This window comes from Azospira restricta (assembly GCF_016858125.1).
GTDB classification, from domain to species: Bacteria; Pseudomonadota; Gammaproteobacteria; order Burkholderiales; family Rhodocyclaceae; genus Proximibacter; species Proximibacter restrictus.
Window position 1 is genome coordinate 2252193 of record NZ_CP064781.1, and the last position, 23212, is coordinate 2275404.

The window sequence follows — 23212 nt, forward strand, 5'->3', positions numbered from 1 at the left end:
GCCCTACGCCAGCCACTCCGCCAGCGTCGGCGGGCGCGGCGCCGCGCCGAGCTGGGCGAGGAACAGCTCGGCGGCGGCGAGCGCGTCGGAGAGCGCATCGTGCGCCGGGTAGCGGGGCAGGCCGTAATGCCGGCGCAGGGTGCCGAGGCGCAGGCTGCCCGGCGCCGGCGCCTGCCCGGGCGGCATCAGGCGACGGGCGATGTCGAGGGTGTCGATCGCCGGGATCGCGATGCCGCCGCCGAGCAGCCGGCGGCAGGCCGCGTCGACGAAGCCGCGCTCGGTCGGCGCGTAATGCGCGATCAGCACGCGCCCGGCGAGCGCCGCCAGCAGCTCGCGCAGCGCCGCATCCAGCGGCACGCCGGCGGCCGCCTCGTCGTCGGTGATCGCATGCACCGTCGCCGACTCGGCGCTCATCGCGCCGGCGATGCGCACGATGCGCCGGCGGGCGCTGCCGAGGTCGATGCGCGGGCCGTCGAGGCAGACCCAGCCGAGGCTGACGATCTCGTGCTGCTGTGGATCGCCGCCGGTCGTTTCCAGGTCGAGCGCGAGGTAGCGGGCGGCGGCGCACGGCAGTCCGCCCGGCGGCCACGGCGCGGCGAGGAAGTCCCGGCGCGGCCCGGCCGGCGCCCGCGCCAGCAGCCAGCGGCGGCGCAGCTCGCCGGCCAGGCGGCGGATCACGTCGCGCTCCGCGCCGCATAGCGCTGCGCCATCACCGCCTGCTGACGTTCGATCACCGCGAAGGCGGCTTTCAGTTCCGCGCGCTCGAGCCTGCCCAGCGATGCCGGCGCGATCAGGTTGTCGGGCGCCTCGCCGCGGCGGAGTTGCGCGGACTGGTGACGCAGGCGCAGGCCGCCGAGGAACTCGAAGGCCTCCGCCAGTTCCCGGGCGCCGTAGGCGGACAGCGTCGGCCCGCCGGCCGCCGCGCGCAGCCGCGGCAGCGTGCCGATCTCGGCGCAGCCGGCGGCGAGCGCGTGCACGCGCGCCAGGTCGGAGATCGGCAGCAGGCCGCCGCGCTTGACGTCGAACGCGTCGGTGGCGGTGCCGCCGCGAACCAGCAGCAGCTGGCGGAAGAAGCCGAGCGGCGGCCGGTTCTCCAGCGCGTTGGCGGTCATCTGCGCGACGAAGCTCTCGTGCCGCGCGCACTCGCGGACGACCGTGGCATGCACCGGCGCCAGCAGCGCCGGGTCGCCGCGGACGACGCGCAGGTCGAGGAAGTTGGCGGCGAGCATCGCCGAGCGCTTGTCGGCGGCGCGGATCCATTCCGCGAAACGCTCGCTCCACACGCGCACCGGCTGCCGCCAGTCCGCCGTGCTCGCCATCACGCGCCCCGGGCAGTAGCGCAGGCCGCAGGCATCGAGACCGTCGGCCACCGCCTGCGCCAGCGCCGCGAACCACGCGCCGTGCGCCTCGGGGCGGAAGTCGTCGTGCACGATCAGCGCGTTGTCCTGGTCCGAACGCAGCGTCTGCTCGTGCCGGCCCTGCGAGCCGCAGGCCGCCCAGGCGTACGGCACCGGCGGCGGACCGAGTTCGCTTTCCGCGAGTTCGAGCAGGCGGCAGGCGAGGGCGTCGTAGAGCGCGGTCAGCGCGTGGCCGACCTGCGCCGCGCCGGCGCCGGCGGCGACGAGGCGCAGCTGCAGTTCGGGCAGCTCGCCGGCGGCTGCGGCGAGTTCCGCGGGCGACGCGCACCTGCGGATGCGGCGCGCCAGCTGCACGCTGCCCGCGCGCTGTCCGCGCAGCAGGTCGCTGCTCGACACCAGTCCGCGCACGCCGCCGGCGTCGACCAGCGGCAGGTGGTGGATGCCGCGCCGGGTCATCGCCAGCAGCGCCTCGAAGGCCGGGCTCTCGGGGTCGATCGCGGCGACCGGGGCACTCATGATCGACGCCACCGCTGCCTCCGCCGGCAGGCCGGTGGCGAGGCAGCGGCGGCGCAGGTCGCGGTCGGTGACGATGCCGGCGAGGCGCCCGTCGTCGACGATCATCAATGCCGACACGCGCGCCGCGCTCATGCGCCGGGCGGCCTCGCGGATCGACAGCGTCGGCGGCGCCGTCACCGGCGCGCGCGTCGCGAGTTCGCCGACCGGGCGCAGCAGCGCATCGGCATCCGCCGCGTCGTCGCCGTCGGACGGGCGGCGGGCATGGCGCAGGCGCTCGGCGGCGCTGCGCGCGAAATGCGCGTCGACGGCCGGCTGCGCGCGACGCAGCGCCTGCAGCGCCGGCGCCGGCAGCAGGTAGAGCAGGCTGTCCTCGACGGCGACGCGGCGGCTGCCGTCGTCGTCCGCGGCGGTGGCATCGACGACGTCGCCGTCGGCGAAGACGTCGACCAGGCTGCCGTGCGCGTCGCGCCGCTCGATGGCGCCCTTGCGCACGACGTAGAGCGCCGGCGCCTCGCCGGCCGGCGGGAAGTCGCTGCCGCGGCGCAGGTAGCGCACTGCGAGCTGCGCCGGCAGCGCGTCGAGGGCGTCGGCGTCGAGCAGCGAGAACGGCGGCAGCGGTGCCAGGAAGTCGCGGATCTCGGCCAGTTCGACGCGCATCGGTCAGCCTCCGGGAGGAATCGCGCGGCGCAGCGCGAGGCTCGCGGCGCGGTCGACGACGAACTCGATCAGCCGCGGCTCGCCCGCCGCGAGCGCCGCGCCGGCTGCGTCGATGGCGGCCGCCGGGTCGTCGCAGCGCCGGTAGGCGAGGCCGAAGGCGGCGGCGGTGTGCGCGAAGTCGAGCCGCTGCGGCGTCAGCCAGCCGGCCTCGAATTCCGGCAGCGCCGCCGGCGGCAGCAGGTCGAAGATGCCGCCGCCGCCGTTGTTGATGACGATCACCGCCAGCGGCCGGCCGGCGGCGAGCGCGAGGCTGCCGAGGTCGTGCTGCGCGGTGAGGTCGCCGACGACGGCGACGGTCGGTCCGCTTGCGGCCAGCCCGGCGGCGGTGGCGAGGTTGCCGTCGATGCCGCTGGCGCCGCGGTTGGCGAAGAAGGCGATGGCCTTTTCGCCGCTGCCGGAATAGGCGGCGAGGTCGCGGATCGGCAGCGAGTTGCCGCAGAAGAAATGCGTGCCCGCCGGCAGCGCGCGGCACAGCCCGGCGAAGAGCGCGGCTTCCGGCGGCTGCGGGCGGGCGTGCAGCCAGCCTTCGGCAGCCGCTTCGGCTTCGGCGAAGGCGGCGAGCCAGCCGGCGTCGGCGGCGACGAGCTCCCCGCCGAACAGCGCGCGGCAGGCGGCCAGCGGGTCGGCGCGCAGCAGCTGCTGCGTGCGGTGCAGCGGGTCCGGCCAGCGCCCGTGCGGCTCGACCAGCAGCGTCGCGGCGCCGGCGACGAAGCGCTGCAGCATGCGCGTCACCGGGAAGGCGCCGAAGCGCAGCACCCAGTCCGGGCGCAGCGCCGCCGCGCGCGTCTCGTCGCGCAGCCACAGGTCGTGGCGGTGGCAGACCTGCGTCCGGTCGTGCGCGCCGAAGCGCAGCCCGGACAGCGGCTCGGCGAGGATCGGGCAGGCCAGGCGGGCGGCGAGCTCGGTCACCGCCCGCGCGAATTCGGCGGGGTCGGCGTCGCCGGCGCAGCCCTCGCCGCAGACGATCGCGCCGCGGCCGGTGCTCAGTGCGGCCGCGAACACGCGCACGGCGGCGGCATCGGGCTGCGCGGTCGGCGCGGCGCAAGCGAGCGGTTCGGCGTCCGGAAAGGCGATGTGCGCCGCGGCCGGCAGCAGCGGTTCGCGGAAGGCGAGATTGAGCTGCACCGGGCCGGGCAGCGGCCAGCGGCTGTCGGCGACGGCGCGCGCGGCGAGCTGGCGCAGCCAGTCCGGCGCGAAACCCGGGAACGGCGCGCCCGGCGCGTGCGTCGCACGCACCTGGCCGGCGAACAGGTCGGCCTGCGCGATGGTCTGGTTGGCGCCCCAGCCGTGCAGCTCGGGCGGCCGGTCGGCGGCGAGCAGCACGAGCGGCAGCGCCGCCTGGTTGGCCTCGACTACCGCCGGCAGCCAGTTGGCGACCGCGGTGCCCGAGGTGCACACCAGTGCCACCGGCGCGCCGTCGGCCTTGACGCGGCCGAGCGCGAACCAGGCGGCGGCGCGCTCGTCGAGGATCACCGTGCAGCGCAGCCGCGGATGGCGCAGCGCGGCCAGCGTCAGCGGCGTCGAGCGGGCGCCGGGCGAGAGCACGAATTCGCGCACGCCGGCGTCGGCCAGCCCGCCGATCAGCGCGGCGCTCCAGTCGAGGTTGAGCTGGCCGGTGTCTTGCATCTCAGGTTCCGGTACGTGCCTGGCCGGCGTCCGCGCGCAGCGCGTCGAGCATCGTGCCGAGCTTGGCCTCGGTCTCGCGGAACTCGTGCGCGGCGCGCGAGCCGGCGACGATGCCGGCGCCGGCCGGCAGTTCGATGTGGTGCGCGCCGAGCAGCCCGCAGCGCAGCGCGACCGCGACCTCGCCGTCGCCGTGCCGGTCGATCCAGCCGATGCCGCCGCCGTACCAGCCCGGGCGGCGCTCGCCGTGACGGCGCAGCCAGTCGCACGCGGCCGCGCCCGGCGAGCCGCCGACCGCCGGCGTCGGGTGCAGGCCGGCGATCAGGTCGAAGAGGCCGATGCCCGCCCGGACGCGGCCGGCGATCGGTGTCCACAGGTGGCGCAGCCCGCGCAGTTCGAGCACGCGCGGCGCCGGCGGCAGCTCGAGCGTCGCGCACAGCGGCGCCAGCGCCTCGCGGATCGCGGCGACGACCAGCGCCTGCTCGTGCGCGTTCTTGTCCACCGCCAGCGGCTCGTCGTCCCAGGCGGTGCCGGCCAGCGCGTCGGCGCGCACCGCGCCGTCCCGGAGACCGACCAGCCGCTCGGGCGTCGCGCCGAGGAAGACCGCCTGCTCGCCGCCGATCGCGAACGCCGTCGCTTGCGGATGGCGCTCGACCAGTCGCGCCAGCAACGCCGCCGGTGCGACGCGGCCGGCCAGCGGCAGGCGCAGGCTGCGCGAGAGGACGACCTTGTCCAGTTCGCCGGCGGCGATCGCGGCCAGCGCGCGTTCGACGCGGGCATTCCAGGCGCGCTCGGCGAGCGCCGTCGCCGGCAGCGGGACGTTCGTCGGCAACGCAGCGAGCGGCCGCGCCGCGAGCAGTCGGCGCCAGCGCGCGACGGCGTCGGCGCGGTCGCGCGCCGGCGTCGTGAAGGTGGCGCTGAGGCGGTCGCCGGCGCTGGTCAGCAGCACCGCGGCGACGCCGAGCTGGGCGTTCGGCAGGTCGCCGGCGGCGCGCGGCAGGCTTCTCTCGCCGAGCCCGTCATGCCTGGCGGGACTCGCGCCCGGCCCGTGGTCGAAGGCGAAACCGAGGCCGGCGACCGGCACATGGTCGCCGCCGAGCTCGCCGTCGTGCCGCCAGTCGCCGGCGATGCCGGCATGCGCCGCCTGCAGCGCGGTGAAGCGCGCCGGGCCGGCCGAGGTGCAGACGACGGCGCGGCCCAGCCCGAGGCGGTGGCGGCCGGCGGCCGGCTGCGCCCAGTAGCAGAATTCGCGGCTCGCCGGCTGCGCGTGCAGCCAGTCGCGCTCGCCGGCACCGAGGTCGAGCGTGACGCTGAGCAGCGCGCCGCCCGCGGCGCCGGCGGCGAGCCGGTCGAGGCGCAGCTGCAGCGCATTCCAGGCGGCGTCGGGCAGGGTCAGCAGCGCGTTCATGCCGCCGCCTCCGCGGCGAGCGCCGGCAGCCGCTGCCGCTCCAGCTTGCCGAGCGCAGTGCGCGGCAGCGCGGCGACGGTGAGCGTGCGCCGCGGGCGCAGCTTCGCCGGCAGGTGTTCGCGGCTCCAGGCCTCGACCGCCGCCGCGTCGGCGCTGCCGACGACCAGCGCGGTGACGAGGTCGCCCCAGACCGGGTCGCGGGTCGCCGTCACCGCGACGTCGGCGACGCCGGGGCAGGCGGCGAGTCGCGACTCGACCTCGAGCGGATGGATGTTCTCGCCGCCGCTGACCAGCACGTCGTCGCCGCGGCCGAGCACGTGCAGGCGGCCGCGGTCGTCGATGCGGCCGAGGTCGCCGCTGCGCAGCCAGCCGTCGACGAGCGGCGACGCCGCGTCGCCGAGATAGCCGAGCAGCAGCTGCGGGCCGCGCACGCGGAGGCGGCCGTCGTCGCCGACGGCGACTTCCATGCCCGGCAGCGGCGTGCCGACCAGGCCCTCCTGCCAGTCGTCGGTCGGCGGCAGCGTCGCCACCTGGGCGGCGGTCTCGCTCATGCCGTAGCTGACGAAGAGCGGCCAGCCGGCGTCGCGTGCGCGCCGCCACAGCGGGCGCGACAGCGCGGCGCCGCCGATCAGCGCGCAGGACAGCGTAGCCGGCGGCGGCGCATCGGCGGACACGTCGAGCAGCCGGGCGAGCATCGCCGGCACCAGCGAGACGTGCGTCGCGCGGCCGGCGGCGATGTCGGCCCATACCGCGGCGGCGTCGAAACCTTCGTGCAGGCGGACCGCGGCGCCGGCGGCGAGGCAGCGCCAGAAGATAGCCAGGGCGCCGATGTGGAACAGCGGCAGGCAGTTGAGCCACACGTCGCCGCGGGCGAGCGGGATGCGCGCGGCGCTCGCCGCGGCGGCGGCCGCCAGCGCACGGTGCGCGAGCAGCACGCCCTTCGGCGTTCCCGCGCTGCCGCTGGTGGCGACGACCAGCGCCGGCGCGTCGGCGGCAGACGTCGCCGGTGCCGTTGTCCGCGCGCCGACGGCCGGCGCCTGCGCCAGGCGGTGGCGCGCCGCCGCGCCGGCGGCGAAGGCCGGCCAGCGTTCGTCGGCGGTGGCGGGATCGAGCGGCAGGAAGGGGTGGCCGGCCCACTGGCAGGCGAGCAGCGTCTGCGCCAGTTCGCCGGCCGGCGCCGCCAGCGCGACGATCGTCGCCGGCGCCAGGCCGAGCGCGGCCAGGCTCGCGGCGCGGCGCGCGGCCTCGTCGGCGAGCCGTGCATGGCTCAGCGTGTCGTCGGCGCACAGCAGCGCCGGCGCGGCCGGGGTTTCCCGGGCATGCGCGGCGAGGGCGGCGGCGAGGCTGGCGTGGCGGTCGGTCGGCATCATCAGCGAACGATTATACGAGGCGCATGCGCAGTCGACGCTGCTCCAGGTCAAGAAACGGGATCGGTGGCGACAGGATCGACTCGGTACGTCCTTGCCGCCTTCTCCTCCCCGCGCCCGCCCGTTCTGAGTCCAGGTGGCGAGGCCGTACCCACTTCCGGAGTTTGCTAAGGCCGGTCGTGGTTGAAACCTGATGAAGGGCAGGGCGGTTGAAGAGGCGCTTGCTTTTTAAAACTACGACTCATAGAATCGTAGTTACGGGGTGCGGCCATGATGTGTTGCGCGCCGTCGAAGGCCGCCACGCAAACCGTGCGTTTGGCCAGGCACTTGCAACCGAGGATTGATTGAGGAGTACGCATCATGTCCAAACGCATTCTTGTAATCGGCGCCGGCTTTGCCGGCATGTGGAGCGCACTGGCGTCGGCCCGTCTGCTCGATGAAGCGGGGCGCGCCGATGTCGAGATTTCGCTGGTGGCGCCGGAGCCCGAGCTGCACGTTCGCCCCCGTCTCTACGAGCAGAATCCTGCCGGCATGAAGGCGCCGCTGCAGGAAATTTTCAAGGCGGTGGGCGTGAAGTTCATCCAGGGGATGGTCGAACGCATCGACGTCGCAAACCAGCAGGTCGAACTGGTGGGCGTCGGGGGCGATACGTCGCGTCGCACGCTTGGCTATGACCGCCTGGTTCTTGCCGCGGGCAGCCGTCTGTTCCGTCCGCCGATTCCGGGTCTGGACCGGCACGCTTTCAACGTCGATCAGGTCGCCGATGCCGCGCAGCTTGAGGCGCATATCGCCAGCCTGGCCAGTCGCCCCGACAGCGCCGCACGCAACACGGTCGTGGTGGCCGGCGGTGGATTCACCGGTATCGAGACAGCGGCCGAAATGCCGGCCCGCCTGCGGGAAGTGCTTGGCCAATCTGCTGCCGTGAATGTGATCGTGGTCGAACGCAACAGTGAGATCGGTCCGGATCTCGGGGCCGGCCCGCGCCCGGTCATCACTCAGGCGCTGACCGAGCTTGGCGTGAAGTGCAGGCTTGGCTCCGGAGTCGCGACGGTGGACGCGAACGGTGTCACGCTTGAGAACGGCGAGCGTATCGACGCGGCCACCGTCATCTGGACCGCCGGCGCTCGCGCTAGCGCGCTAACGGATCAGATTCCGGCGGAGCGCGACAGCTTCGGCCGCTTGCACGTCGACCGCAACCTGAAGGTGAAGGGAGTGGATACGGTGTTCGCCACGGGGGATGTCGCCTGTGCTGCCACCGATGATGCAGGCAACTACACGCTGATGTCCTGCCAGCATGCGATGGCCTTGGGCCGCTCCGCCGGCCACAATGTCGCGGCCGACCTCTTGGGCAAGCCGGCGATTCCGTACAGTCAGCCCAAGTACGTGACCTGTCTCGATCTCGGGCCCTGGGGCGCGGTTTACACCGAGGGCTGGGATCGCCAGGTGAAGCTGGTGGGGGCCGAAGCCAAGGCGCTGAAGACGCAGATCAATACCGAGTGGATCTATCCGCCGAGCGCCGACCGGGCCGAAGCGCTGGCGGCGGCCGATCCGCGCCGGGTCGTGGTGGCCTGAGTGGGCAGGCGGAAACGAAGCGGGCGATCCAACGGGTCGCCCCCGTTCCGCTTCCTGGCGGATCGGCAAGGTTCCGCGCCCGTCGGGTCGATGCCGGTGTCAGCCGTGCCTGTGCGATTTGGCAGGCGCGACCTCCTCCTTGTCGCCGCGTCGGTTGGCGGCGCGGTCGGTCAGCCATTGAACGACTTGCACGCCGTAACTGGCTGGCGCCTTGTCGACGGTGCGCTGCACCAGATCGGCCAGCGTGTGCTGCTTGAGTTCGGCGCGCGTGGCCTTTTCCGCCAGCTGCATGACCGCGTTAATCGAACATACGCCGCGCGTGGCCCATGCCGGGGGAGCGTCCTCGAACACCGCGCAGCAGCCGCGAATTTCGCGGCACTCGAACAGCCGCTTGTTTCCGTCAATGGCGACCACCACGTCGTGCACGGTAATCCGCTCGGCGGGGCGGGCCAGCCTGAAGCCACCCCGGATGCCCTCGGTGGCCACCACGAGGTCGGCCTTGGCCAGCTTGGTGAACAGCTTGGCCAGGTACTCGGTGGAGATGCCCTGCAACTCGGCCAGGTCGCGGACGCTGGCCTCTTCCACGCCCACGGGCGAACGGGCCAGATACAGCAGGCAGTGCAGGCCGTACTCGACCCCGGTGCTGATGAACGACATGGCTAACTCGGACTGAAATAATCGCAGTACAAAGCATATACAAGCCCTGTCAGGGCTGCAAGGAAGTGGTGTCGATGGAGCAGCAGAATTCCAGGTGACAACTACGACTTTGAAGATAGTAGTTTTGCCTTGTACTTCCCTTCGTGAACCACAGGAGATCGCTCATGAAGCTTCGAACCGTTTTCGGCACTGCGTGTGCCGCCGTCTTTCTCTCCGGCGCGATGCCAGTGGCCGCACATGGCGTTGGCGAGGTGGTTACGCCGCACTTCGAGCAGGCGATACCCAACATTCCGGGCAAGTCGCTGATCGCCTTGCTCGTCGACTATGCGCCCGGCGGCGCTTCGCCGGCGCACGCGCATGCAAAGTCGGCTTTCATCTTCGGCTACGTCGTCTCGGGCGCCATCGAGACGCAGGTGAATGACGGTCCCCGGCGGATCGTTCGTGCCGGCGAGAGCTTCTACGAGCCGCCCGGCGCACGTCATCCCGTGAGCCGCAATGCGAGCGCGACCGTGCCTGCAAAGTTGCTCGCGGTGTTCGTCGTCGACACGAACGATCGCGAGCTGACCACGCCCGACAAGCCCTATCCGAGCCACCAGGAGTAAATCGAATGAGCAAGCGTCTTGATTACACGAAAATCGCACCGGCAGGGGTCAAGGCCCTTGGCGGCGTCTACGGATACGTCAAGCAGGGCAGCCTATCCCCTGTCCTGATCGAGCTGGTCTATCTGCGCATCTCGCAGATCAACAACTGCGCCTACTGCCTCGACATGCACACCCGCGAATTGCTGAAGAAAGGGCAGAAGGTCGAGAAGCTGGCGCTGCTTCAGGCGTGGGCTGAAGCAGGGAATCTCTTCGATGAGCGCGAGCGTGCCGCTCTGACTTGGGCGGAAACGGTGACGCGCGTCGCTGCAACCGGTGTCCCCGACGCTGCGTACGAAAGCGCCCGTACGGTATTCGACGAGCGGGAGCTCGTCGATCTCACGATCGCGATCAGCCTGATGAACGCCTACAACCGCATGGCGATCAGTTTCCGGAATACGCCACAGGCAGCGCTACAGCAATAAGGCCGAGACCGCCGGCGTTGGCGAAGACGATCGTCGGCGCGTGGTCCTGAATTTCGGGAGATTCACGCCGGCAAGCTGTTGCCGGGTCGTGGCCGTTTGCTCCCGTGGCGGGGCGACTGTCGGATGACGACAGCGCCCGCCGCGATTCCCGGCGCGTCTGACGGCTCAGACAACGCGGATGTCGACGTCGATGTTGCCCCGCGTGGCCTTCGAATACGGGCAGATCTGGTGTGCCTCTTGCGCCAGGGCTTGCGCGACCTCGCGGTCGATTCCCGGCAGGTGGACGTTGAGGCGCGCCCGCAGGAAAAAGGCGTCGCCCGTCTGTCCCAGGTCCACCTCGGCATCGATGGCGACGTCGGCCGGCAGCGCGATCTTGCGCTTCAGGGCTGCACGGCCCATGGCGCCCATGAAGCAGGCTGACCAGCCGACGGCGAACAGTTGTTCGGGGTTGGTCCCGGGCCGGCCGCTCCCGAACTTGCTGAGGCGGACGTCGAGCGCGCCATCGCTGGAGCGACCCGCGCCGTCGCGGCCGCCCGTGGTGTGGGTGTGTGCAGTGTAGAGCACGTTGTCGATCGGGTTGATCATGATGATTCCTTTCGTGGGGTTGGAAGCATTTGCGCGTCGTCGGCGAGGCTGCGGCCCCGGACGCGGATGACAGCCGTCGGTCAGCGCGACGATTGTTCGGCGGCCCGTTGTTTGCGGTACTCGGTGCTTGTCATGCCAGCATAGCCCCAGTTGTCGGTGTCGACCTCGTCGATCACGATGTGGGTCAGGTCCGGCCGTTTGTCGAGGACGCGTTGCAGGGTTTCGGTGATTTCCCGGATCACCTGGGCTTTCTGCTCGCGCGTGATGCCGTCGCGGGTCACGACGACGTTAACGAAGGGCATGACAGTTTCTCCTGATCGATGGGCAGCGACGATGCTCGTCGAGGACAGCGGGCCGGTCGTCGCAGGCGGCGGCGATTCGGGCTCGGGACGGTCGGGCTACCATTTGCCCGAGCTCATGCCGCCGTCGACCGGCAGGATGACGCCTGTCGTGAAGTCGGCGTTGCTCAGGTACAGGACGGCGTCCGCGATCTCGCTCACCTTGCCGATGCGCCCGGCCGGTGCCAGCGAGTTCAGGAAACCGTGCATGTCGGGCGTATAGAGCGGCGTATCGACGATGCCGGGCGCCACCGCGTTGACCCGGATGTTGTGCGGCGAGAGCTCGAGCGCCAGTGCGCGGGTCGCCTGGTTGATGCCGCCCTTGATCAGCACCGGCAGTGCGGCCGGCACCCCGATGTTCGACTGCAGCGCGATGCTTGCCGTGATGTTCACGATATGGCCCCGCTTGCGCCCGATCATGTGCGCGGCGGCAGCCTGCGAGGCGTAGACGAAACCCTTCAGATTGGTCGCAATCAGCGCATCGAGCTCCTCTTCGGTGTATTCGGCGAACGGCTTGGCGATGAAGATGCCGGCGTTGTTCACCAGGACGTCGACCGCTCCGAACCGTTCGACGGCACGGTCGATGACGCGCTGGGCGGTAGTGCGTTCGCCGATGTCGCCGGCGACGCCGAGAAAGCGCGGGGAGTGGTCCAGATGAGCGGCGGCGATGGCGAGTCGTTCGTCCGTCCGGGCGTTGCCGACGACGTTGTAGCCTTGGCTGAGGAAGGCCTCGGCCAGGCCGAGACCGATGCCGCTCGATGCGCCGGTGATGACGACGGTTCGGTGATTGCTGTTCATGCGGGTACGCCTCCTGAAAGTTGGTGATCGACCAGGAGCCTTGAATGGCCTTGTCTGGTGTTCGCTACTCTATTGACGTCATTTGATCGGATAAACTAGGTGCCTTTAACTTCAATTGATACATGGTGTAATCAATAATGAAGCGGCGTTTCGACGACATTCAGCTGGGAAGCATCGAGTTGTTCTGCCTCGCAGCGGAGACCGGCGGGTTCACTTCGGCTGCGCTGGCGGCCGGCATTACTCCCGCGGCGGTCAGTCGCGCGGTGGGCCGGCTGGAGGAGCGCATGGGCCTGCGCCTGTTCACGCGGACGACGCGCAGCGTGCGCCTGACCGAGGGCGGACGTGCCTACTACGAACAGTGTCGCCAGGCCTTGACGCAACTGGCGGAGGCCGAGCGCGAAGCGATGGGGCAGCAACTCGAACCCACGGGCGCGCTGCGCATCAGCATGCCGACGACCTACGGGCATTACCGCATCCTTCCGCTGCTGCCCAGGTTCAGGCAGCGCCATCCCGGTGTGGAACTCCACGTCCACCTGAGCAACCGGAACATCGATTTCGTCGAGGAGGGGTTCGACATGGCGATCCGTGTCCGCGCGCAACCCGACTCGACGCTGGTCGCCCGGCATCTCGAAGATGCGGGTCTGGTGGTGGTGGCGACCCGGGAGTATCTGGAACGCGCCGGGACGCCATCAACGCTGGACGATCTCGCCGGTCACGAGTGCATCCAGTTCGAATTGCCGAGAACCGGTCGGCTCATCTCCTGGTTGTTCACCGAAAACGGCGAGGAGCGCGAGATCTTCGCCGAGAGCAGCTACCACATCGCGGACGACGTCCTCGGCGGCGTCACCCTGGCCAGGCACGGCGCCGGACTATTTCAGACCTACCGCTTCGTCGTCGAGCGCGACCTGGCCGACGGCACGCTGGTCGAGGTGCTGCCGGCCTATGGCGGCCGCTCCCGCCCGTTTACGCTGCTCTATCCGCACGGGCGGCACCTGCCGTTGCGGATGCGCGTCTTCGTCGATTTTCTGATGGCGGAGCGGGCTGCCTGGGCCCAGCCGTAAGCGTCCGTGCCGTGCCTGGCGCCACGGAGTCGACACCGCCGCATCAGGCAGCCGATACCTCGTCGTCGCCACCCTCGATATGCCGGAGGCTCCGGCGCAGGCTCTGCGGCGGCTGGCCGTAGGCCCGCAGAAAGGCCCGCCGCATCCGGTTGCGGTCGGCGAAGCCCGTCTCGCGCGCGACCACCTCCATCGGGTGGCGCCCGTCTTCCATCATGACTCGCGCCGCCTCCAGGCGCAGACGCTCCACCGCCTTGGCGGGCGACTGCCCGGTCTCCTCGCGGAAGACGCGGGTGAACTGGCGGGGACTGAGGTTCGCCGCCTCGGCCAGCGCCTCGACCGGGAGCGGATCGCGCAGATGGTCCCTGGCGTAAAGCAGCGCGCGGCGTATGCGGTCGGAGCGCGGTTCGAGTTCCAGCAGCGCCGAGAACTGCGACTGGCCGCCCGGTCTGCGGTAATAGACGACCAGTTTGCGGGCAATGCTGCGGGCAAGGGCGGCGCCGTGATCGTCCTCGATCAGCGCGAGGGTCAGATCGATCGCCGCGCTCATCCCGGCCGAGGTCCAGACATTGCCGTCGACGATGAAGATGCGGTCCTCGTCCACGCGGACGGCCGGAAAGCGCTCCTGCAGCCTGCGCGCATGCGCCCAGTGGGTCGTTGCGCTGCGCCCGTCGAGCAAGCCGGCCTCGGCCAGCGCGAAAGCGCCGGTACACACCCCGGCCACGCGGCGCGACGCCCGGCCCGCCCGGGCAATGTAGGCGCGCAAGGCGGGCGTGACGGCGCGGGGCAACAGTTCGCCGAGCACCATCAGCGTGTCCGGCGGCTCGGCGAGCGGCACGGTCTCGACCGCGATCCCCAGCGAGGAGCGCACCGCCCCACCGTGCTCCGACATCACCGTCAGCCGATACGCCTCCTGCCCCAACTCGGCGTTGGCGAACTCGAAGGCGGACAGGGCGGCCAGCCCCATCACCTGGAATCCGTCTTCCACAATGAATCCGATGTGTTTCATTGCCGTCTCCGTGTCCTGATTTGACGTTTATACGTCGTTTACGCCATCGGTGTCCAGCGGTACCTTGCGTCCGTCACTTCGCACATCCGCAACCACCAGCAAGGAGAACCGCCATGGGCACCTCCCGGGACACCGTCCTCATCACCGGCGCTTCGTCGGGCATCGGCGCCATCTACGCCGACCGTTTCGCCGCCCGCGGCCATGACCTGATCCTCGTCGCGCGCAACCACGCACGTCTGACCGCCATCGCGGACAGGCTCGGCGTGCAGCATGGCGTGCGGGTCCATACGCTCGCCGCCGACCTCGCCGATTCCGCCGGGCTGGCCGAAGTCGAGGCGCGTTTGCAGTCGGACGACAGCATTACCCACCTCGTCAATAACGCCGGATTCGGCAGCGCGGCGCCGCTCGCCGCCTCGCCGGTCGACGAGATGGCGCGCATGGTGGCCCTCAACGTCACCGCCCCCATGCGCCTCGCTTACGCCGCAGTGCCTCGATTCACCGCGCGGGGTAAGGGGACCGTCATCAACATCGCGTCGATCGTCGCCATCGCACCGGAGCTCCTGAACGGCGTCTACGGCGCCACGAAATCCTTCGTGCTGGCCTTCAGCCACTCGCTGCGCAAGGAACTCGACGGGACTGGCGTGAAGGTGCAGGTCGTGCTGCCCGGCGCCACCGCCACCGGCTTCTGGGATGTCGCCGGTTTGCCGCTGAGCAAGCTGCCTGAGGACTGGGTGATGTCCGCCGCCGAGCTCGTGGACGCCGCGCTGCTCGGCCTCGACCGCGGCGAGTACGCGACCATCCCGTCGCTGCACGACCTCGACGCATGGGACGCCTGGGAGTCGGCCCGCCAGGCCATGCTGCCGCACCTGTCCAGTGCCGCTCCGGCCGAACGCTACCGCCCACGCACGGGGTGCTGAGCCGCCGGCTCGCTGCGCCTGACGCCGAGACTCCGCTGCCGTCCCCGCTCTCGACAACTGTGCGCGGCAACGTTCGCCCGCACGGCGAGAGGGGCCGGACATTTACCGCCAGCCTCACCGTTCCACGTCGACCTCGAAAGGAGACACCATGAATACGCACCTCAAACGCAAAATCGCTTTCGCCCTCTCGATGGGTGTCGTGACGACCGGGATCGTCTCCTTCGTCCTCATCGCCCTCAATCTCGGCTTCTCGGAAAAATTCGCTTTCGTGTGGCTGCGCTCATGGGGAATCGGTTACGTAATCGTGATCCCCGCCATCCTGATGATCGGTCCTCGGCTGCAGGGAAAAATCGACCGTTTGATTCCCTAAGGGCTGCTGCCGCAGCCGCCCGGCGCCGATCGGATTCCTGGCCAAGGGGTGGGGCGCTAGGCGGGGGCGTTCAGTTGGGGTTTGTTTACCGTCGGGCTGGCATCGGCTGCTGCCGGTGCTGCCCGGTGATCCGCCGTTGGCGGCGCTGACTCGTGCTTTCGGTCAGGAAAGTGGCGGCGCGGGGTTGGCAGGTGGGGACGGCGGCGCATTCCGCTCATTCCTGCGATCGCGCCACCGGCAGGTTTCTGCCGATGGCCGGCTCTGCTATTCTTGCCGCCTGATCGCTCCCCGTCCGTCATGCGCTTCGTTCCGTCCCTCCTGCTGTCTTCCCTGCTGTTTGCCGCCGGCTGCGCCACCAACAAGCCGGCGCCGGCGTGGCACGCCGAGGCTTTCTCCGAGGAATCGCCGTTCGAGTACCGCACGCCGATCGCCGCCAAGTCGCTGTGCGCGGTCGGCCAGCGCGCGCTGCTGAGCCAGGGGTACCAGGTCGAGAGCACGCAGTCGCAGGCGGTGCGCGGGCGCAAGTTCTTCCAGCCGGCGCCGGGATACCACATGGAGCTCGGCATCTCGCTGGTCTGCCTGCCGACGCCGGCCGGGTCGGTGCTCTACGCCAACGCGCTGCAGACCCGCTACGAACTGAAGACGAGCACCACCAGCGCCGGCGTCAGCGTCGCCGGAATGGGCTCGATCTCGCTGCCGTGGCTGTCGGACAAGGATTCGCTGGTGAAGGTCGGCGAGGAGACGGTCGCCGATCCCGAGTTCTACCGCCGCCTGTTCGCGCTGATCAACACGATGGAAGACCGGCTGGCCGAGTAGCCGCCGCTAGCCGTGCTGCGGCACGAAGCCGAGGCCCGGCACCTCCGGCAACTGCAGCCGGCCGTTCCCGATCGCCGGCGGCGTGCCGGTGTCCGCCGCCAGCCAGTCGGACGTCGCCAGCCCGTGCGCCAGCCCGTTGCCGATCGCCGCCGCCAGGTGCGCCGCGGCAAGCGTGCCGCAGGCGCTGTCGACGCCGGTGGTGACGACGCAGTCGATGCCCGCCGCGCGCGCCCGCCGCGCGGTCGCCAGCGCCGGCCGCAGTCCGCTGTGCGCGGCGAGCTTGAGCACCAGCCGGCGCACCGGCGGCGCCGCAAAAAATTCCTCGTGGTCCAACTCCCGCCAGCTTTCGTCGATCGCCAAGGCAAAGGGCAACTCGCGTTGCAGCGCGGCGAGCGCCGCCGGCGTCGGCGCCGCCAGCGGTTCCTCGAGCGATTCCACCGGCAGCTCGGCGAGCGCCGCGCAGACGTGCGCCGCGGTCGCCGCGTCCCACGCCCGGTTGGCGTCGAGCCGCAGGCGCGCGTGCGGCGGCAGCGCCGCGGCGAGCTCGCGCAGCGCGGCGAGTTCGCGCCCGGCGTCGCCGACCCCGACCTTCAGCTTGATCACCGTGAAACCGGCGGCGAGCGCTGCGGCGATCCGTGCCGGCGCACCGGCGAGCGCGTCGCCGGCCATCGCGTTCACCGCCACCGTGCCGCCGCCGGCCGCCGCGTTGAGATGCCGCCACAGCGGCAGTTCCACCGCCTGCGCGGCGAGGTCGAGCAGCGCGCTGTCGACGGCGGCGCGCGCCGCCGGCGCGGCGAAAGCGTCCGGTGCCGCCAGCGCCTCGTCGACGCGCTGCCCGGGCAGGCGCGCGCACCACTGCCGCAGCGCGTCGGCCGCCGCCGCCGGCGATTCGCCGCCGTGCGCCGGCAGCGGCGCGCATTCGCCCCAGCCGCGGCGGCCGTCGTCGGCGTCGATACGCAGCAGCCAGCCGGCGCGGACGGCGCCGGGCAGCGTCGCGCCGGGCCAGCGCGCGGCCAGCGGCAGCGCGTAGGGGAAGGGCGTCGCGGCGACGATGCGCATGCGGGCAGGGGCCGGCCGTAGCGCGCTACGCGGGCTTCACTTCGACGATCGCCTTCAGCGTCAGCGGCACGCCGCGGCGCAGCGAATCGACGCCGATCACCGAGCGCGCATGCCGGCCGGCCGGGCCGAAGACTTCGGCGAGCAGGTCGGAGGCGCCGTCGAGCACTTCGGCGTGCTCGGCGAATTCGGGAACGGTGTTGAGCGCACCGTGCAGCTCGACGAACTGCGCGACGCGGTCGAGCGAGCCGAGCTGCCCGCGGATCGCGCCGAGCAGCTCCAGGCACGCCGAGCGCGCCAGCGCGCGGCCGTCCTGCGCCGAATAGTCGCGCCCGAACTTGCCCTGCGGCACCTTGCCGGCGACCGGCGACGGCGCCTTGCCGGAGAGGTACAGCAGGTTGCCGGTCTGCACCGCGCTGGCGTAGTTGCCGGCCGGCGCGCTGGCCGCGGGAAGGAGCAGCCCGAGTTCCTTCAGTCGCTGTTCTGCGCTCATCGTGTTTGTCCGTCCTGGTCGGGGTTGGCGGGAAAGGCGCCCGCGTCAGGCGGGCCGAGGCAGTATAGCCCGCATGCGCGGAACGATAGCGGACTCGAAAGGTCCTATATACGAAAGCGAGGTGACCGCATGCTGCGCATGAGCAAACTGACCGACTACGGCACCGTGATCATGACCTACATGGCGCGGCAGCCGCAGGGCGTGCACAGCGTCGCCGAGATGGCGGCGGTGCTCGGACTGGCGGCGCCGACGACGAGCAAGATCCTGAAGATACTGGCGCGGCGCGAGCTGGTGCATTCGCTGCGCGGCGTGAAGGGCGGTTATCGCTTGGCGCGGCCGCCGGAGCAGATTTCGATCGCCGAGGTGATCGACGCCATGGAAGGGCCGTTCGGCATGACCGAATGCAGCGTCGTCGCCGGGCTGTGCGTGCAGGAGGCCGGCTGCCCGCTGCGCGAGAACTGGCAGCGCCTGAACCAGGTGATCCGCCGTGCGCTCGACGGGGTGACGCTGGCCGAGATGAGCCGTCCGTCGTTCCGGCCGGCAGCGCAGGGCGCCGCCCGGCCGGCGGTGCCGCGGCGGAGTTGATTTGAGAGGTGACGCGATGTCCAGCCAGGCCGTCAAACTCGACGAACTGATCAACCGGGACTACCGGCCGGGGTTCACCACCACGCTGGAGACCGACACCGTCCCGCGCGGGCTCTCCGAGGACGTCATCCGCCTGATTTCGGCGAAGAAGAACGAGCCGGAATACATGCTCGAATGGCGCCTCCGCGCCTACCGCCACTGGCTGACGATGGTCGAGCCGAAGTGGTCGACGGTGCACCACCCGCCGATCGACTACCAGGACATCTCCTACTATTCGGCGCCCAAATCCCGTGGCGACGGCCCGCGCAGCCTGGCCGAGGTCGATCCCGAGCTGCTGCGCACCTACGAGAAGCTCGGCGTGCCGCTGCAGGAGCGCGAACTGCTCGCCGGCGTCGCCGTCGACGCGGTGTTCGACAGCGTCTCGGTGGCGACCACCTTCAAGGACAAGCTGGCCGGGCTGGGCATCGTCTTCTGCTCGTTCTCCGAGGCCGTGCAGCAGCATCCCGATCTGGTGCGGCAGTACCTCGGCTCGGTCGTGCCCTACAGCGACAACTTCTTCGCCACGCTGAACTCGGCGGTGTTCTCCGACGGCTCGTTCTGCTACATCCCGCCCGGCGTGCGCTGCCCGATGGAGCTGTCCACCTACTTCCGCATCAACGCCCGCAACACCGGCCAGTTCGAGCGCACGCTGATCATCGCCGACAAGGGCGCCTACGTCAGCTACCTCGAAGGCTGCACGGCGCCGATGCGCGACGAGAACCAGCTGCACGCGGCGGTGGTCGAGCTGATCGCGCTCGACGACGCCGAGATCCGCTACGCGACGGTGCAGAACTGGTACCCGGGCGACAAGGAAGGGAAGGGCGGCATCTACAACTTCGTCACCAAGCGCGGCGACTGCCGCGGCGCCAATTCGCGCATCTCGTGGACGCAGGTCGAGACCGGCTCGGCGATCACCTGGAAGTACCCGAGCGTGATCCTGCAGGGCGACAACGCGGTCGGCGAATTCCACTCGGTGGCGCTGACCAACCATTGGCAGCAGGCCGACACCGGCACCAAGATGATCCACCTCGGCCGCAATACGAAGAGCACCATCATCTCCAAGGGCATCTCCGCCGGCCACGGCCACAACGCCTACCGCGGCCTGGTGCGCGTCGCGAAGAGCGCCGAGGGCGCGCGCAACTACACGCAGTGCGACTCGCTGCTGCTGGGCGACCGCTGCGCCGCGCACACCTTCCCCTACATCGAGGTGAAGAACCCGAGCGCCCGCGTCGAGCACGAGGCCTCGACCTCGCGCATCGGCGAGGACCAGCTGTTCTACTGCCAGAGCCGCGGCATTGCGGCCGAGGAGGCGGTGGCGATGATCGTCAACGGCTTCTGCAAGGAGGTGTTCAAGGAGCTGCCGATGGAGTTCGCGGTCGAGGCGCAGAAGCTCCTGGGGGTGAGTCTCGAAGGCAGCATCGCCTGAGGGGAATGACATGCTCGAAATCACCAACCTGCACGTCAGCGTCGAAGGCAAGGAAATCCTGCGCGGCATCGACCTCGTCGTCAACGCCGGCGAAGTGCATGCCGTGATGGGCCCCAACGGCTCGGGCAAGAGCACGCTGGCGCAGGTGCTGGCCGGGCGTGACAGCTACACGGTGACCGCCGGCGGCGTGCGCTACGACGGCCGCGACCTGCTCGGCCTGTCGCCCGAGGCGCGGGCGCGCGAGGGCATCTTCCTCGCCTTCCAGTACCCGGTCGAGATTCCCGGCGTCGCCAACATCTACCTCTTGAAGGCGGCGCTCAATGCGCAGCGCCTGCATCGCGGCCTGCCCGAACTCGACGCGGTGGACTTCCTGGCGCTGGTGCGCGACCAGCTGAAGCGCGTCGGCATGGACGAGGCGCTGCTTTACCGGCCGGTGAACCAGGGCTTCTCCGGCGGCGAGAAGAAGCGCAACGAGATCCTGCAGATGGCCGTGCTGCAGCCGCGGCTGGCGATCCTCGACGAGACCGACTCCGGCCTCGACATCGACGCCCTCAAGGCCGTCGCCGCCGGCATCGAGGCGATGCGCCGGCCGGACCGCGCGATCATCCTCGTCACCCACTACCAGCGCCTGCTCGACTACGTCGTGCCGGACCGCGTGCATGTGCTGGCGCAGGGGCGCATCGCGCGCAGCGGCGGCCCGGAGCTGGCGCGCGAGCTGGAGCGCCGCGGCTACGCCTGGGTCGAAGCCGGCGCTGCCGGCGCCGACTCCGGAGTCGCTGTGGCTGCGGCGGCGCCGGCCGCGGGAGGTGGCGCATGAACGCCGTCGCCGACCGCCCGCTGGTCGACTTCGCGCGCCTGCAGGCGACCCTGCCCGGCCGCGAGCTGCCCTGGCTGGCCGGGCTGCGCGCCGAGGCGCTGGCGGCCTTCGCCGCCAGCGGCTACCCGACCCTGCGCGACGAGGACTGGAAATACACCAGCGTCGCCGCCATCGAGCAGGCGGCGTTCGCGCTGCAGCCGCCGGCCGCCGCCGGGTCTGTAGACCTTGGCGACCTCGCCGCCCAGGTCGAGGCGCTGGCGCTGCCCGGCGCGCTGCGGCTGGTCTTCGTCGACGGCCGCTACGCGCCGGCGCTGTCGCGCTGCGCGGATTTGCCGGCCGGCGTCACCGTCGCCGGCCTCGCCGAGACGCTGGTGCGCGCACCGGAAACCCTGCAGGCCTGGCTCGCCCGGCCGCGCCGGGCGGCCACGCCGCTCGCCGGCTTTGCCGCGCTCAACGCCGCCGGCTTCGCCGACGGCGCTTATATTCATGTGGCCGCGGGCGTCGCGCTGGCGCAGCCGCTGCAGCTTCTTTTCGTCGCCACCGCCGACAAGCTGGCGACGCACAGCCGCAACCTGATCGTCGCCGAGGCCGGCTGCCGCCTCGACCTCGTCGAGCAGCACGCGGCGGCGGGCGCCGCCGCCTACCTGAGCAACGTCGTCAGCGACCTCGCCGTCGGCGCCGGCGCCGTCGTCGCGCACTACCAGTTGCAGGAGGAGGGCGCCCGCGCCTTCCATGTCGCCGCGGTCAACGCCGAGCTCGGCGCCGGCGCCCGCTTCGCCTCGGCCTCGTTCGCCTTCGGTGCCGCGCTCGCGCGCACCGACATCGCCGTCGCGCTCGCCGCCGAAAACGCCGAATGCACGCTCGACGGGCTCTACCTCGCCGACGGCCGCCAGCACGTCGACCACCACACGCGCATCGACCACCTCGTTGCGCACGGCACCAGCCGCGAGTTCTACAAGGGCGTGCTGGCCGGCGCCGGCCGCGCGGTGTTCAACGGCAAGGTGGTGATCCACGCCGACGCGCAGCACAGCGACGCCGCCCAGAGCAACCGCAACCTGCTGCTGTCGCCGAACGCCGAGGTCGACACCAAGCCGCAGCTCGAAATCTGGGCCGACGACGTCAAGTGCAGCCACGGCGCCACGGTCGGCCCGCTCGATCCCGAGCCGGTCTTCTACCTGCGCTCGCGCGGCCTCGCCGAGGCGGCGGCGAAGCGCCTCTTGACCTACGCCTTCGCCGCCGAGATGGTCGAGCGCGTACCGCTGGCGGCGCTGCGCGCGCGCCTCGACGGCCTGCTGCGCGCGCGTCTGCCGCAGGCGGACGCAGGCGCGGAGGTCCTGCCATGAAAATCGCACCGAACGAACTGCAGGCGCTGCGACCGGCGCCCTTCGACGTCGAGCGCGTGCGCGGCGACTTCCCGATCCTCGCCCGCCGCGTGCACGGCCAGCCGCTGGTCTACCTCGACAACGCCGCCACCAGCCAGAAGCCGCGCGCGGTGATCGACGCCGAGGCGCGCTACTACGCCGAGTACAACGCCAACATCCACCGCGGCCTGCACTGCCTGAGCGAGGAGGCCACCGCCGCCTACGAGGCGGCGCGCGACCGCGTGCAGCGCTTCGTGAACGCCGCCCGGCGCGAGGAGATCGTCTTCGTGCGCGGCACCACCGAGGCGATCAACCTGGTCGCGGCCAGCTATGGCCAGCGCCTGCGGCCCGGCGACGAAATCCTGATCACCGCGATGGAACACCATTCCAACATCGTGCCCTGGCAGCTGCTGTGCGAGCGCAGCGGCGCGCAACTGTGCGTGGCGCCGATCGACGACGCCGGGCAGCTCCGCGTCGACGAATTCGCCCGCCTGCTCGGCCCGCGCACGCGGCTGGTCGCCGTGACCCACGTCTCCAACGCGCTCGGCACGATCAACCCGGTCGCCGAACTGGTCGCGCTGGCGCACGCCCACGGCGCCGCGGTGTTGGTCGACGGCGCGCAGGCGGCGCCGCATCTCGCCATCGACGTGCAGGCGCTCGACTGCGACTTCTACGCCTTCTCCGGCCACAAGCTCTATGCCCCGACCGGCGTCGGCGTGCTCTACGGCAAGGTCGCGCTGCTCGACGCGATGCCGCCCTGGCAGGGCGGCGGCGACATGATCAAGCAGGTGACCTTTGCGCGCACCACCTGGAACGACCTGCCCTACAAGTTCGAGGCCGGCACCCCCAACATCGCCGGCGGCATCGGCCTCGGCACCGCCATCGACTACCTCGGCGCGCTCGGCCCCGACGCCGTCGCCGCGCACGAGCACGAGCTGCTCGCCTACGCCACCGCCCGCGCCGCCGACACCCCCGGGCTGCGTCTGATCGGCACCGCCGCGGCCAAGGCCGGCATCCTCTCCTTCGTCGTCGACGGCGTGCATGCCCACGACGTCGGCACCATCCTCGACCGCGCCGGCGTCGCCGTGCGCAGCGGCCACCACTGCGCGATGCCGGTGATGGAGCGCTTCGGCGTGCCGGCGACGGTGCGCGCGTCGTTCGCGCTCTACAACGCGCGCCGAAGTCGATGCGCTGTTCGCCGCGCTGGTGCGGGTGCGCGAGGTGTTCGCATGAATCCCCGGTTCGACAACGCCAACGACGCCA

General features: G+C 71.3%; 23 protein-coding genes and 1 pseudogene. 12 read left to right on the forward strand and 12 right to left on the reverse strand.

The features are described from left to right. Positions 1-3: 3 nt before the first annotated feature. From IWH25_RS11065 to IWH25_RS11085, 5 genes are read right to left on the reverse strand one after another with little or no spacing between them, the layout of a single operon-like run. On the reverse strand, positions 4-678 hold the full coding sequence (locus tag IWH25_RS11065; RefSeq protein ID WP_203385864.1) for an exonuclease domain-containing protein: 675 nt from the start codon (positions 676-678) through the stop codon (positions 4-6). Beyond that, entirely contained in the window at positions 675-2531 is a 1857-nt protein-coding gene (locus tag IWH25_RS11070) for a DUF294 nucleotidyltransferase-like domain-containing protein (RefSeq protein ID WP_203385865.1), read from the reverse strand. Before IWH25_RS11070 ends, IWH25_RS11065 begins: the two co-directional genes overlap by 4 nt. 3 nt (positions 2532-2534) lie before the next feature. Continuing rightward, positions 2535-4217 (reverse strand): 2-succinyl-5-enolpyruvyl-6-hydroxy-3-cyclohexene-1-carboxylic-acid synthase, encoded by a 1683-nt coding sequence (gene menD, locus IWH25_RS11075; RefSeq protein ID WP_203385866.1) that lies wholly within the window; start codon positions 4215-4217, stop codon positions 2535-2537. Between the two features lies 1 nt (position 4218). Further along, positions 4219-5622: an isochorismate synthase gene (locus IWH25_RS11080; RefSeq protein WP_203385867.1), complete on the reverse strand. Its 1404-nt coding sequence runs from the start codon at positions 5620-5622 to the stop codon at positions 4219-4221. Next, positions 5619-6992, reverse strand: coding sequence for a class I adenylate-forming enzyme family protein (locus IWH25_RS11085; RefSeq protein WP_203385868.1), 1374 nt, complete (start codon positions 6990-6992; stop codon positions 5619-5621). The genes IWH25_RS11080 and IWH25_RS11085 overlap by 4 nt, the downstream gene beginning before the upstream one ends. A gap of 357 nt (positions 6993-7349) precedes the next feature. Here IWH25_RS11085 and IWH25_RS11090 point away from each other — a divergent pair, with 357 nt between their 5' ends. Then, positions 7350-8561: an NAD(P)/FAD-dependent oxidoreductase gene (locus IWH25_RS11090; protein ID WP_203385869.1), complete on the forward strand. Its 1212-nt coding sequence runs from the start codon at positions 7350-7352 to the stop codon at positions 8559-8561. Between the two features lie 99 nt (positions 8562-8660). On the opposite strand, the gene IWH25_RS11095 is transcribed toward IWH25_RS11090, so the two are convergent. After that, a complete protein-coding gene (locus IWH25_RS11095; protein ID WP_203385870.1) occupies positions 8661-9218 on the reverse strand; it encodes an RrF2 family transcriptional regulator in 558 nt (185 codons plus the stop codon). A 164-nt stretch (positions 9219-9382) separates the two neighbouring features. Between IWH25_RS11095 and IWH25_RS11100 the strand changes: the two genes are divergently transcribed. Both IWH25_RS11100 and IWH25_RS11105 read left to right on the forward strand, forming a co-directional pair. Next, entirely contained in the window at positions 9383-9820 is a 438-nt protein-coding gene (locus IWH25_RS11100; RefSeq protein WP_203385871.1) for a cupin domain-containing protein, read from the forward strand. A 5-nt stretch (positions 9821-9825) separates the two neighbouring features. After that, positions 9826-10281 (forward strand): carboxymuconolactone decarboxylase family protein, encoded by a 456-nt coding sequence (locus IWH25_RS11105; protein WP_203385872.1) that lies wholly within the window; start codon positions 9826-9828, stop codon positions 10279-10281. 165 nt (positions 10282-10446) lie between these two features. On the opposite strand, the gene IWH25_RS11110 is transcribed toward IWH25_RS11105, so the two are convergent. From IWH25_RS11110 to IWH25_RS11120, 3 genes are all read right to left on the reverse strand, one after another. Further along, a complete protein-coding gene (locus IWH25_RS11110; RefSeq protein ID WP_203385873.1) occupies positions 10447-10866 on the reverse strand; it encodes an organic hydroperoxide resistance protein in 420 nt (139 codons plus the stop codon). An 80-nt stretch (positions 10867-10946) separates the two neighbouring features. Then, positions 10947-11168, reverse strand: a complete 222-nt coding sequence (locus IWH25_RS11115; RefSeq protein WP_203385874.1) for a tautomerase family protein — start codon at positions 11166-11168, stop codon at positions 10947-10949. Between the two features lie 96 nt (positions 11169-11264). Beyond that, positions 11265-12002 carry an SDR family NAD(P)-dependent oxidoreductase gene (locus IWH25_RS11120; protein ID WP_203385875.1) on the reverse strand — a complete coding sequence of 246 codons (738 nt, stop codon included), beginning with the start codon at positions 12000-12002 and terminating at the stop codon, positions 11265-11267. Positions 12003-12139: 137 nt separating this feature from the next. On the opposite strand from IWH25_RS11120, the gene IWH25_RS11125 reads away from it, so the two are divergent. Then, on the forward strand, positions 12140-13063 hold the full coding sequence (locus IWH25_RS11125) for a LysR family transcriptional regulator (protein ID WP_203385876.1): 924 nt from the start codon (positions 12140-12142) through the stop codon (positions 13061-13063). A gap of 43 nt (positions 13064-13106) precedes the next feature. On the opposite strand, the gene IWH25_RS11130 is transcribed toward IWH25_RS11125, so the two are convergent. Next, a complete protein-coding gene (locus IWH25_RS11130) occupies positions 13107-14069 on the reverse strand; it encodes a GlxA family transcriptional regulator (RefSeq protein ID WP_203385877.1) in 963 nt (320 codons plus the stop codon). Between the two features lie 113 nt (positions 14070-14182). Here IWH25_RS11130 and IWH25_RS11135 point away from each other — a divergent pair, with 113 nt between their 5' ends. The 3 genes from IWH25_RS11135 to IWH25_RS11145 all read left to right on the forward strand — a co-directional run bounded on the left by IWH25_RS11135 (position 14183) and on the right by IWH25_RS11145 (position 16172). Next, positions 14183-14986, forward strand: coding sequence for an SDR family NAD(P)-dependent oxidoreductase (locus tag IWH25_RS11135; protein ID WP_203385878.1), 804 nt, complete (start codon positions 14183-14185; stop codon positions 14984-14986). Positions 14987-15134: 148 nt separating this feature from the next. Beyond that, positions 15135-15356, forward strand: coding sequence for a DUF2798 domain-containing protein (locus IWH25_RS11140; RefSeq protein ID WP_203385879.1), 222 nt, complete (start codon positions 15135-15137; stop codon positions 15354-15356). Positions 15357-15653: 297 nt separating this feature from the next. Continuing rightward, on the forward strand, positions 15654-16172 hold the full coding sequence (locus IWH25_RS11145) for a DUF2242 domain-containing protein (RefSeq protein ID WP_203385880.1): 519 nt from the start codon (positions 15654-15656) through the stop codon (positions 16170-16172). A 6-nt stretch (positions 16173-16178) separates the two neighbouring features. Here the strand turns inward: IWH25_RS11145 and IWH25_RS11150 are convergent, their stop codons facing one another. Continuing rightward, positions 16179-17231 (reverse strand): enolase C-terminal domain-like protein, encoded by a 1053-nt coding sequence (locus IWH25_RS11150; RefSeq protein WP_203385881.1) that lies wholly within the window; start codon positions 17229-17231, stop codon positions 16179-16181. A 25-nt stretch (positions 17232-17256) separates the two neighbouring features. Next, positions 17257-17721, reverse strand: coding sequence for a RidA family protein (locus IWH25_RS11155; protein WP_203385882.1), 465 nt, complete (start codon positions 17719-17721; stop codon positions 17257-17259). Between the two features lie 138 nt (positions 17722-17859). Between IWH25_RS11155 and IWH25_RS11160 the strand changes: the two genes are divergently transcribed. From IWH25_RS11160 to IWH25_RS11180, 5 genes and pseudogenes are all read left to right on the forward strand, one after another. After that, on the forward strand, positions 17860-18306 hold the full coding sequence (locus tag IWH25_RS11160; protein WP_238998869.1) for an SUF system Fe-S cluster assembly regulator: 447 nt from the start codon (positions 17860-17862) through the stop codon (positions 18304-18306). Positions 18307-18322: 16 nt separating this feature from the next. Beyond that, positions 18323-19771 (forward strand): Fe-S cluster assembly protein SufB, encoded by a 1449-nt coding sequence (sufB, locus tag IWH25_RS11165; protein ID WP_203385884.1) that lies wholly within the window; start codon positions 18323-18325, stop codon positions 19769-19771. A gap of 10 nt (positions 19772-19781) precedes the next feature. Next, positions 19782-20588 carry a Fe-S cluster assembly ATPase SufC gene (gene sufC, locus IWH25_RS11170; RefSeq protein WP_203385885.1) on the forward strand — a complete coding sequence of 269 codons (807 nt, stop codon included), beginning with the start codon at positions 19782-19784 and terminating at the stop codon, positions 20586-20588. Then, entirely contained in the window at positions 20585-21931 is a 1347-nt protein-coding gene (gene sufD / locus IWH25_RS11175) for a Fe-S cluster assembly protein SufD (RefSeq protein ID WP_203385886.1), read from the forward strand. Before sufC ends, sufD begins: the two co-directional genes overlap by 4 nt. Beyond that, positions 21928-23182 (forward strand): annotated as a pseudogene (locus tag IWH25_RS11180) (SufS family cysteine desulfurase). The gene sufD and the pseudogene IWH25_RS11180 overlap by 4 nt, the downstream one beginning before the upstream one ends. Positions 23183-23212 lie beyond the last annotated feature (30 nt).

What these genes read in the sequence shown, in the direction of transcription:
- IWH25_RS11130 (WP_203385877.1), bottom strand. Translation starts at nt 14,069, where the DNA reads ATGAAACACATCGGATTCATTGTGGAAGACGGATTCCAGGTGATGGGG.
- IWH25_RS11105 (WP_203385872.1), top strand. Translation starts at nt 9,826, where the DNA reads ATGAGCAAGCGTCTTGATTACACGAAAATCGCACCGGCAGGGGTCAAG.
- IWH25_RS11115 (WP_203385874.1), bottom strand. Translation starts at nt 11,168, where the DNA reads ATGCCCTTCGTTAACGTCGTCGTGACCCGCGACGGCATCACGCGCGAG.
- menD (WP_203385866.1), bottom strand. Translation starts at nt 4,217, where the DNA reads ATGCAAGACACCGGCCAGCTCAACCTCGACTGGAGCGCCGCGCTGATC.
- IWH25_RS11135 (WP_203385878.1), top strand. Translation starts at nt 14,183, where the DNA reads ATGGGCACCTCCCGGGACACCGTCCTCATCACCGGCGCTTCGTCGGGC.
- IWH25_RS11085 (WP_203385868.1), bottom strand. Translation starts at nt 6,992, where the DNA reads ATGATGCCGACCGACCGCCACGCCAGCCTCGCCGCCGCCCTCGCCGCG.
- IWH25_RS11125 (WP_203385876.1), top strand. Translation starts at nt 12,140, where the DNA reads ATGAAGCGGCGTTTCGACGACATTCAGCTGGGAAGCATCGAGTTGTTC.
- IWH25_RS11155 (WP_203385882.1), bottom strand. Translation starts at nt 17,721, where the DNA reads ATGAGCGCAGAACAGCGACTGAAGGAACTCGGGCTGCTCCTTCCCGCG.
- IWH25_RS11080 (WP_203385867.1), bottom strand. Translation starts at nt 5,622, where the DNA reads ATGAACGCGCTGCTGACCCTGCCCGACGCCGCCTGGAATGCGCTGCAG.
- IWH25_RS11150 (WP_203385881.1), bottom strand. Translation starts at nt 17,231, where the DNA reads ATGCGCATCGTCGCCGCGACGCCCTTCCCCTACGCGCTGCCGCTGGCC.
- IWH25_RS11120 (WP_203385875.1), bottom strand. Translation starts at nt 12,002, where the DNA reads ATGAACAGCAATCACCGAACCGTCGTCATCACCGGCGCATCGAGCGGC.
- IWH25_RS11145 (WP_203385880.1), top strand. Translation starts at nt 15,654, where the DNA reads ATGCGCTTCGTTCCGTCCCTCCTGCTGTCTTCCCTGCTGTTTGCCGCC.
- sufD (WP_203385886.1), top strand. Translation starts at nt 20,585, where the DNA reads ATGAACGCCGTCGCCGACCGCCCGCTGGTCGACTTCGCGCGCCTGCAG.
- IWH25_RS11160 (WP_238998869.1), top strand. Translation starts at nt 17,860, where the DNA reads ATGAGCAAACTGACCGACTACGGCACCGTGATCATGACCTACATGGCG.
- IWH25_RS11095 (WP_203385870.1), bottom strand. Translation starts at nt 9,218, where the DNA reads ATGTCGTTCATCAGCACCGGGGTCGAGTACGGCCTGCACTGCCTGCTG.
- sufB (WP_203385884.1), top strand. Translation starts at nt 18,323, where the DNA reads ATGTCCAGCCAGGCCGTCAAACTCGACGAACTGATCAACCGGGACTAC.
- IWH25_RS11140 (WP_203385879.1), top strand. Translation starts at nt 15,135, where the DNA reads ATGAATACGCACCTCAAACGCAAAATCGCTTTCGCCCTCTCGATGGGT.
- IWH25_RS11100 (WP_203385871.1), top strand. Translation starts at nt 9,383, where the DNA reads ATGAAGCTTCGAACCGTTTTCGGCACTGCGTGTGCCGCCGTCTTTCTC.
- sufC (WP_203385885.1), top strand. Translation starts at nt 19,782, where the DNA reads ATGCTCGAAATCACCAACCTGCACGTCAGCGTCGAAGGCAAGGAAATC.
- IWH25_RS11070 (WP_203385865.1), bottom strand. Translation starts at nt 2,531, where the DNA reads ATGCGCGTCGAACTGGCCGAGATCCGCGACTTCCTGGCACCGCTGCCG.
- IWH25_RS11110 (WP_203385873.1), bottom strand. Translation starts at nt 10,866, where the DNA reads ATGATCAACCCGATCGACAACGTGCTCTACACTGCACACACCCACACC.
- IWH25_RS11090 (WP_203385869.1), top strand. Translation starts at nt 7,350, where the DNA reads ATGTCCAAACGCATTCTTGTAATCGGCGCCGGCTTTGCCGGCATGTGG.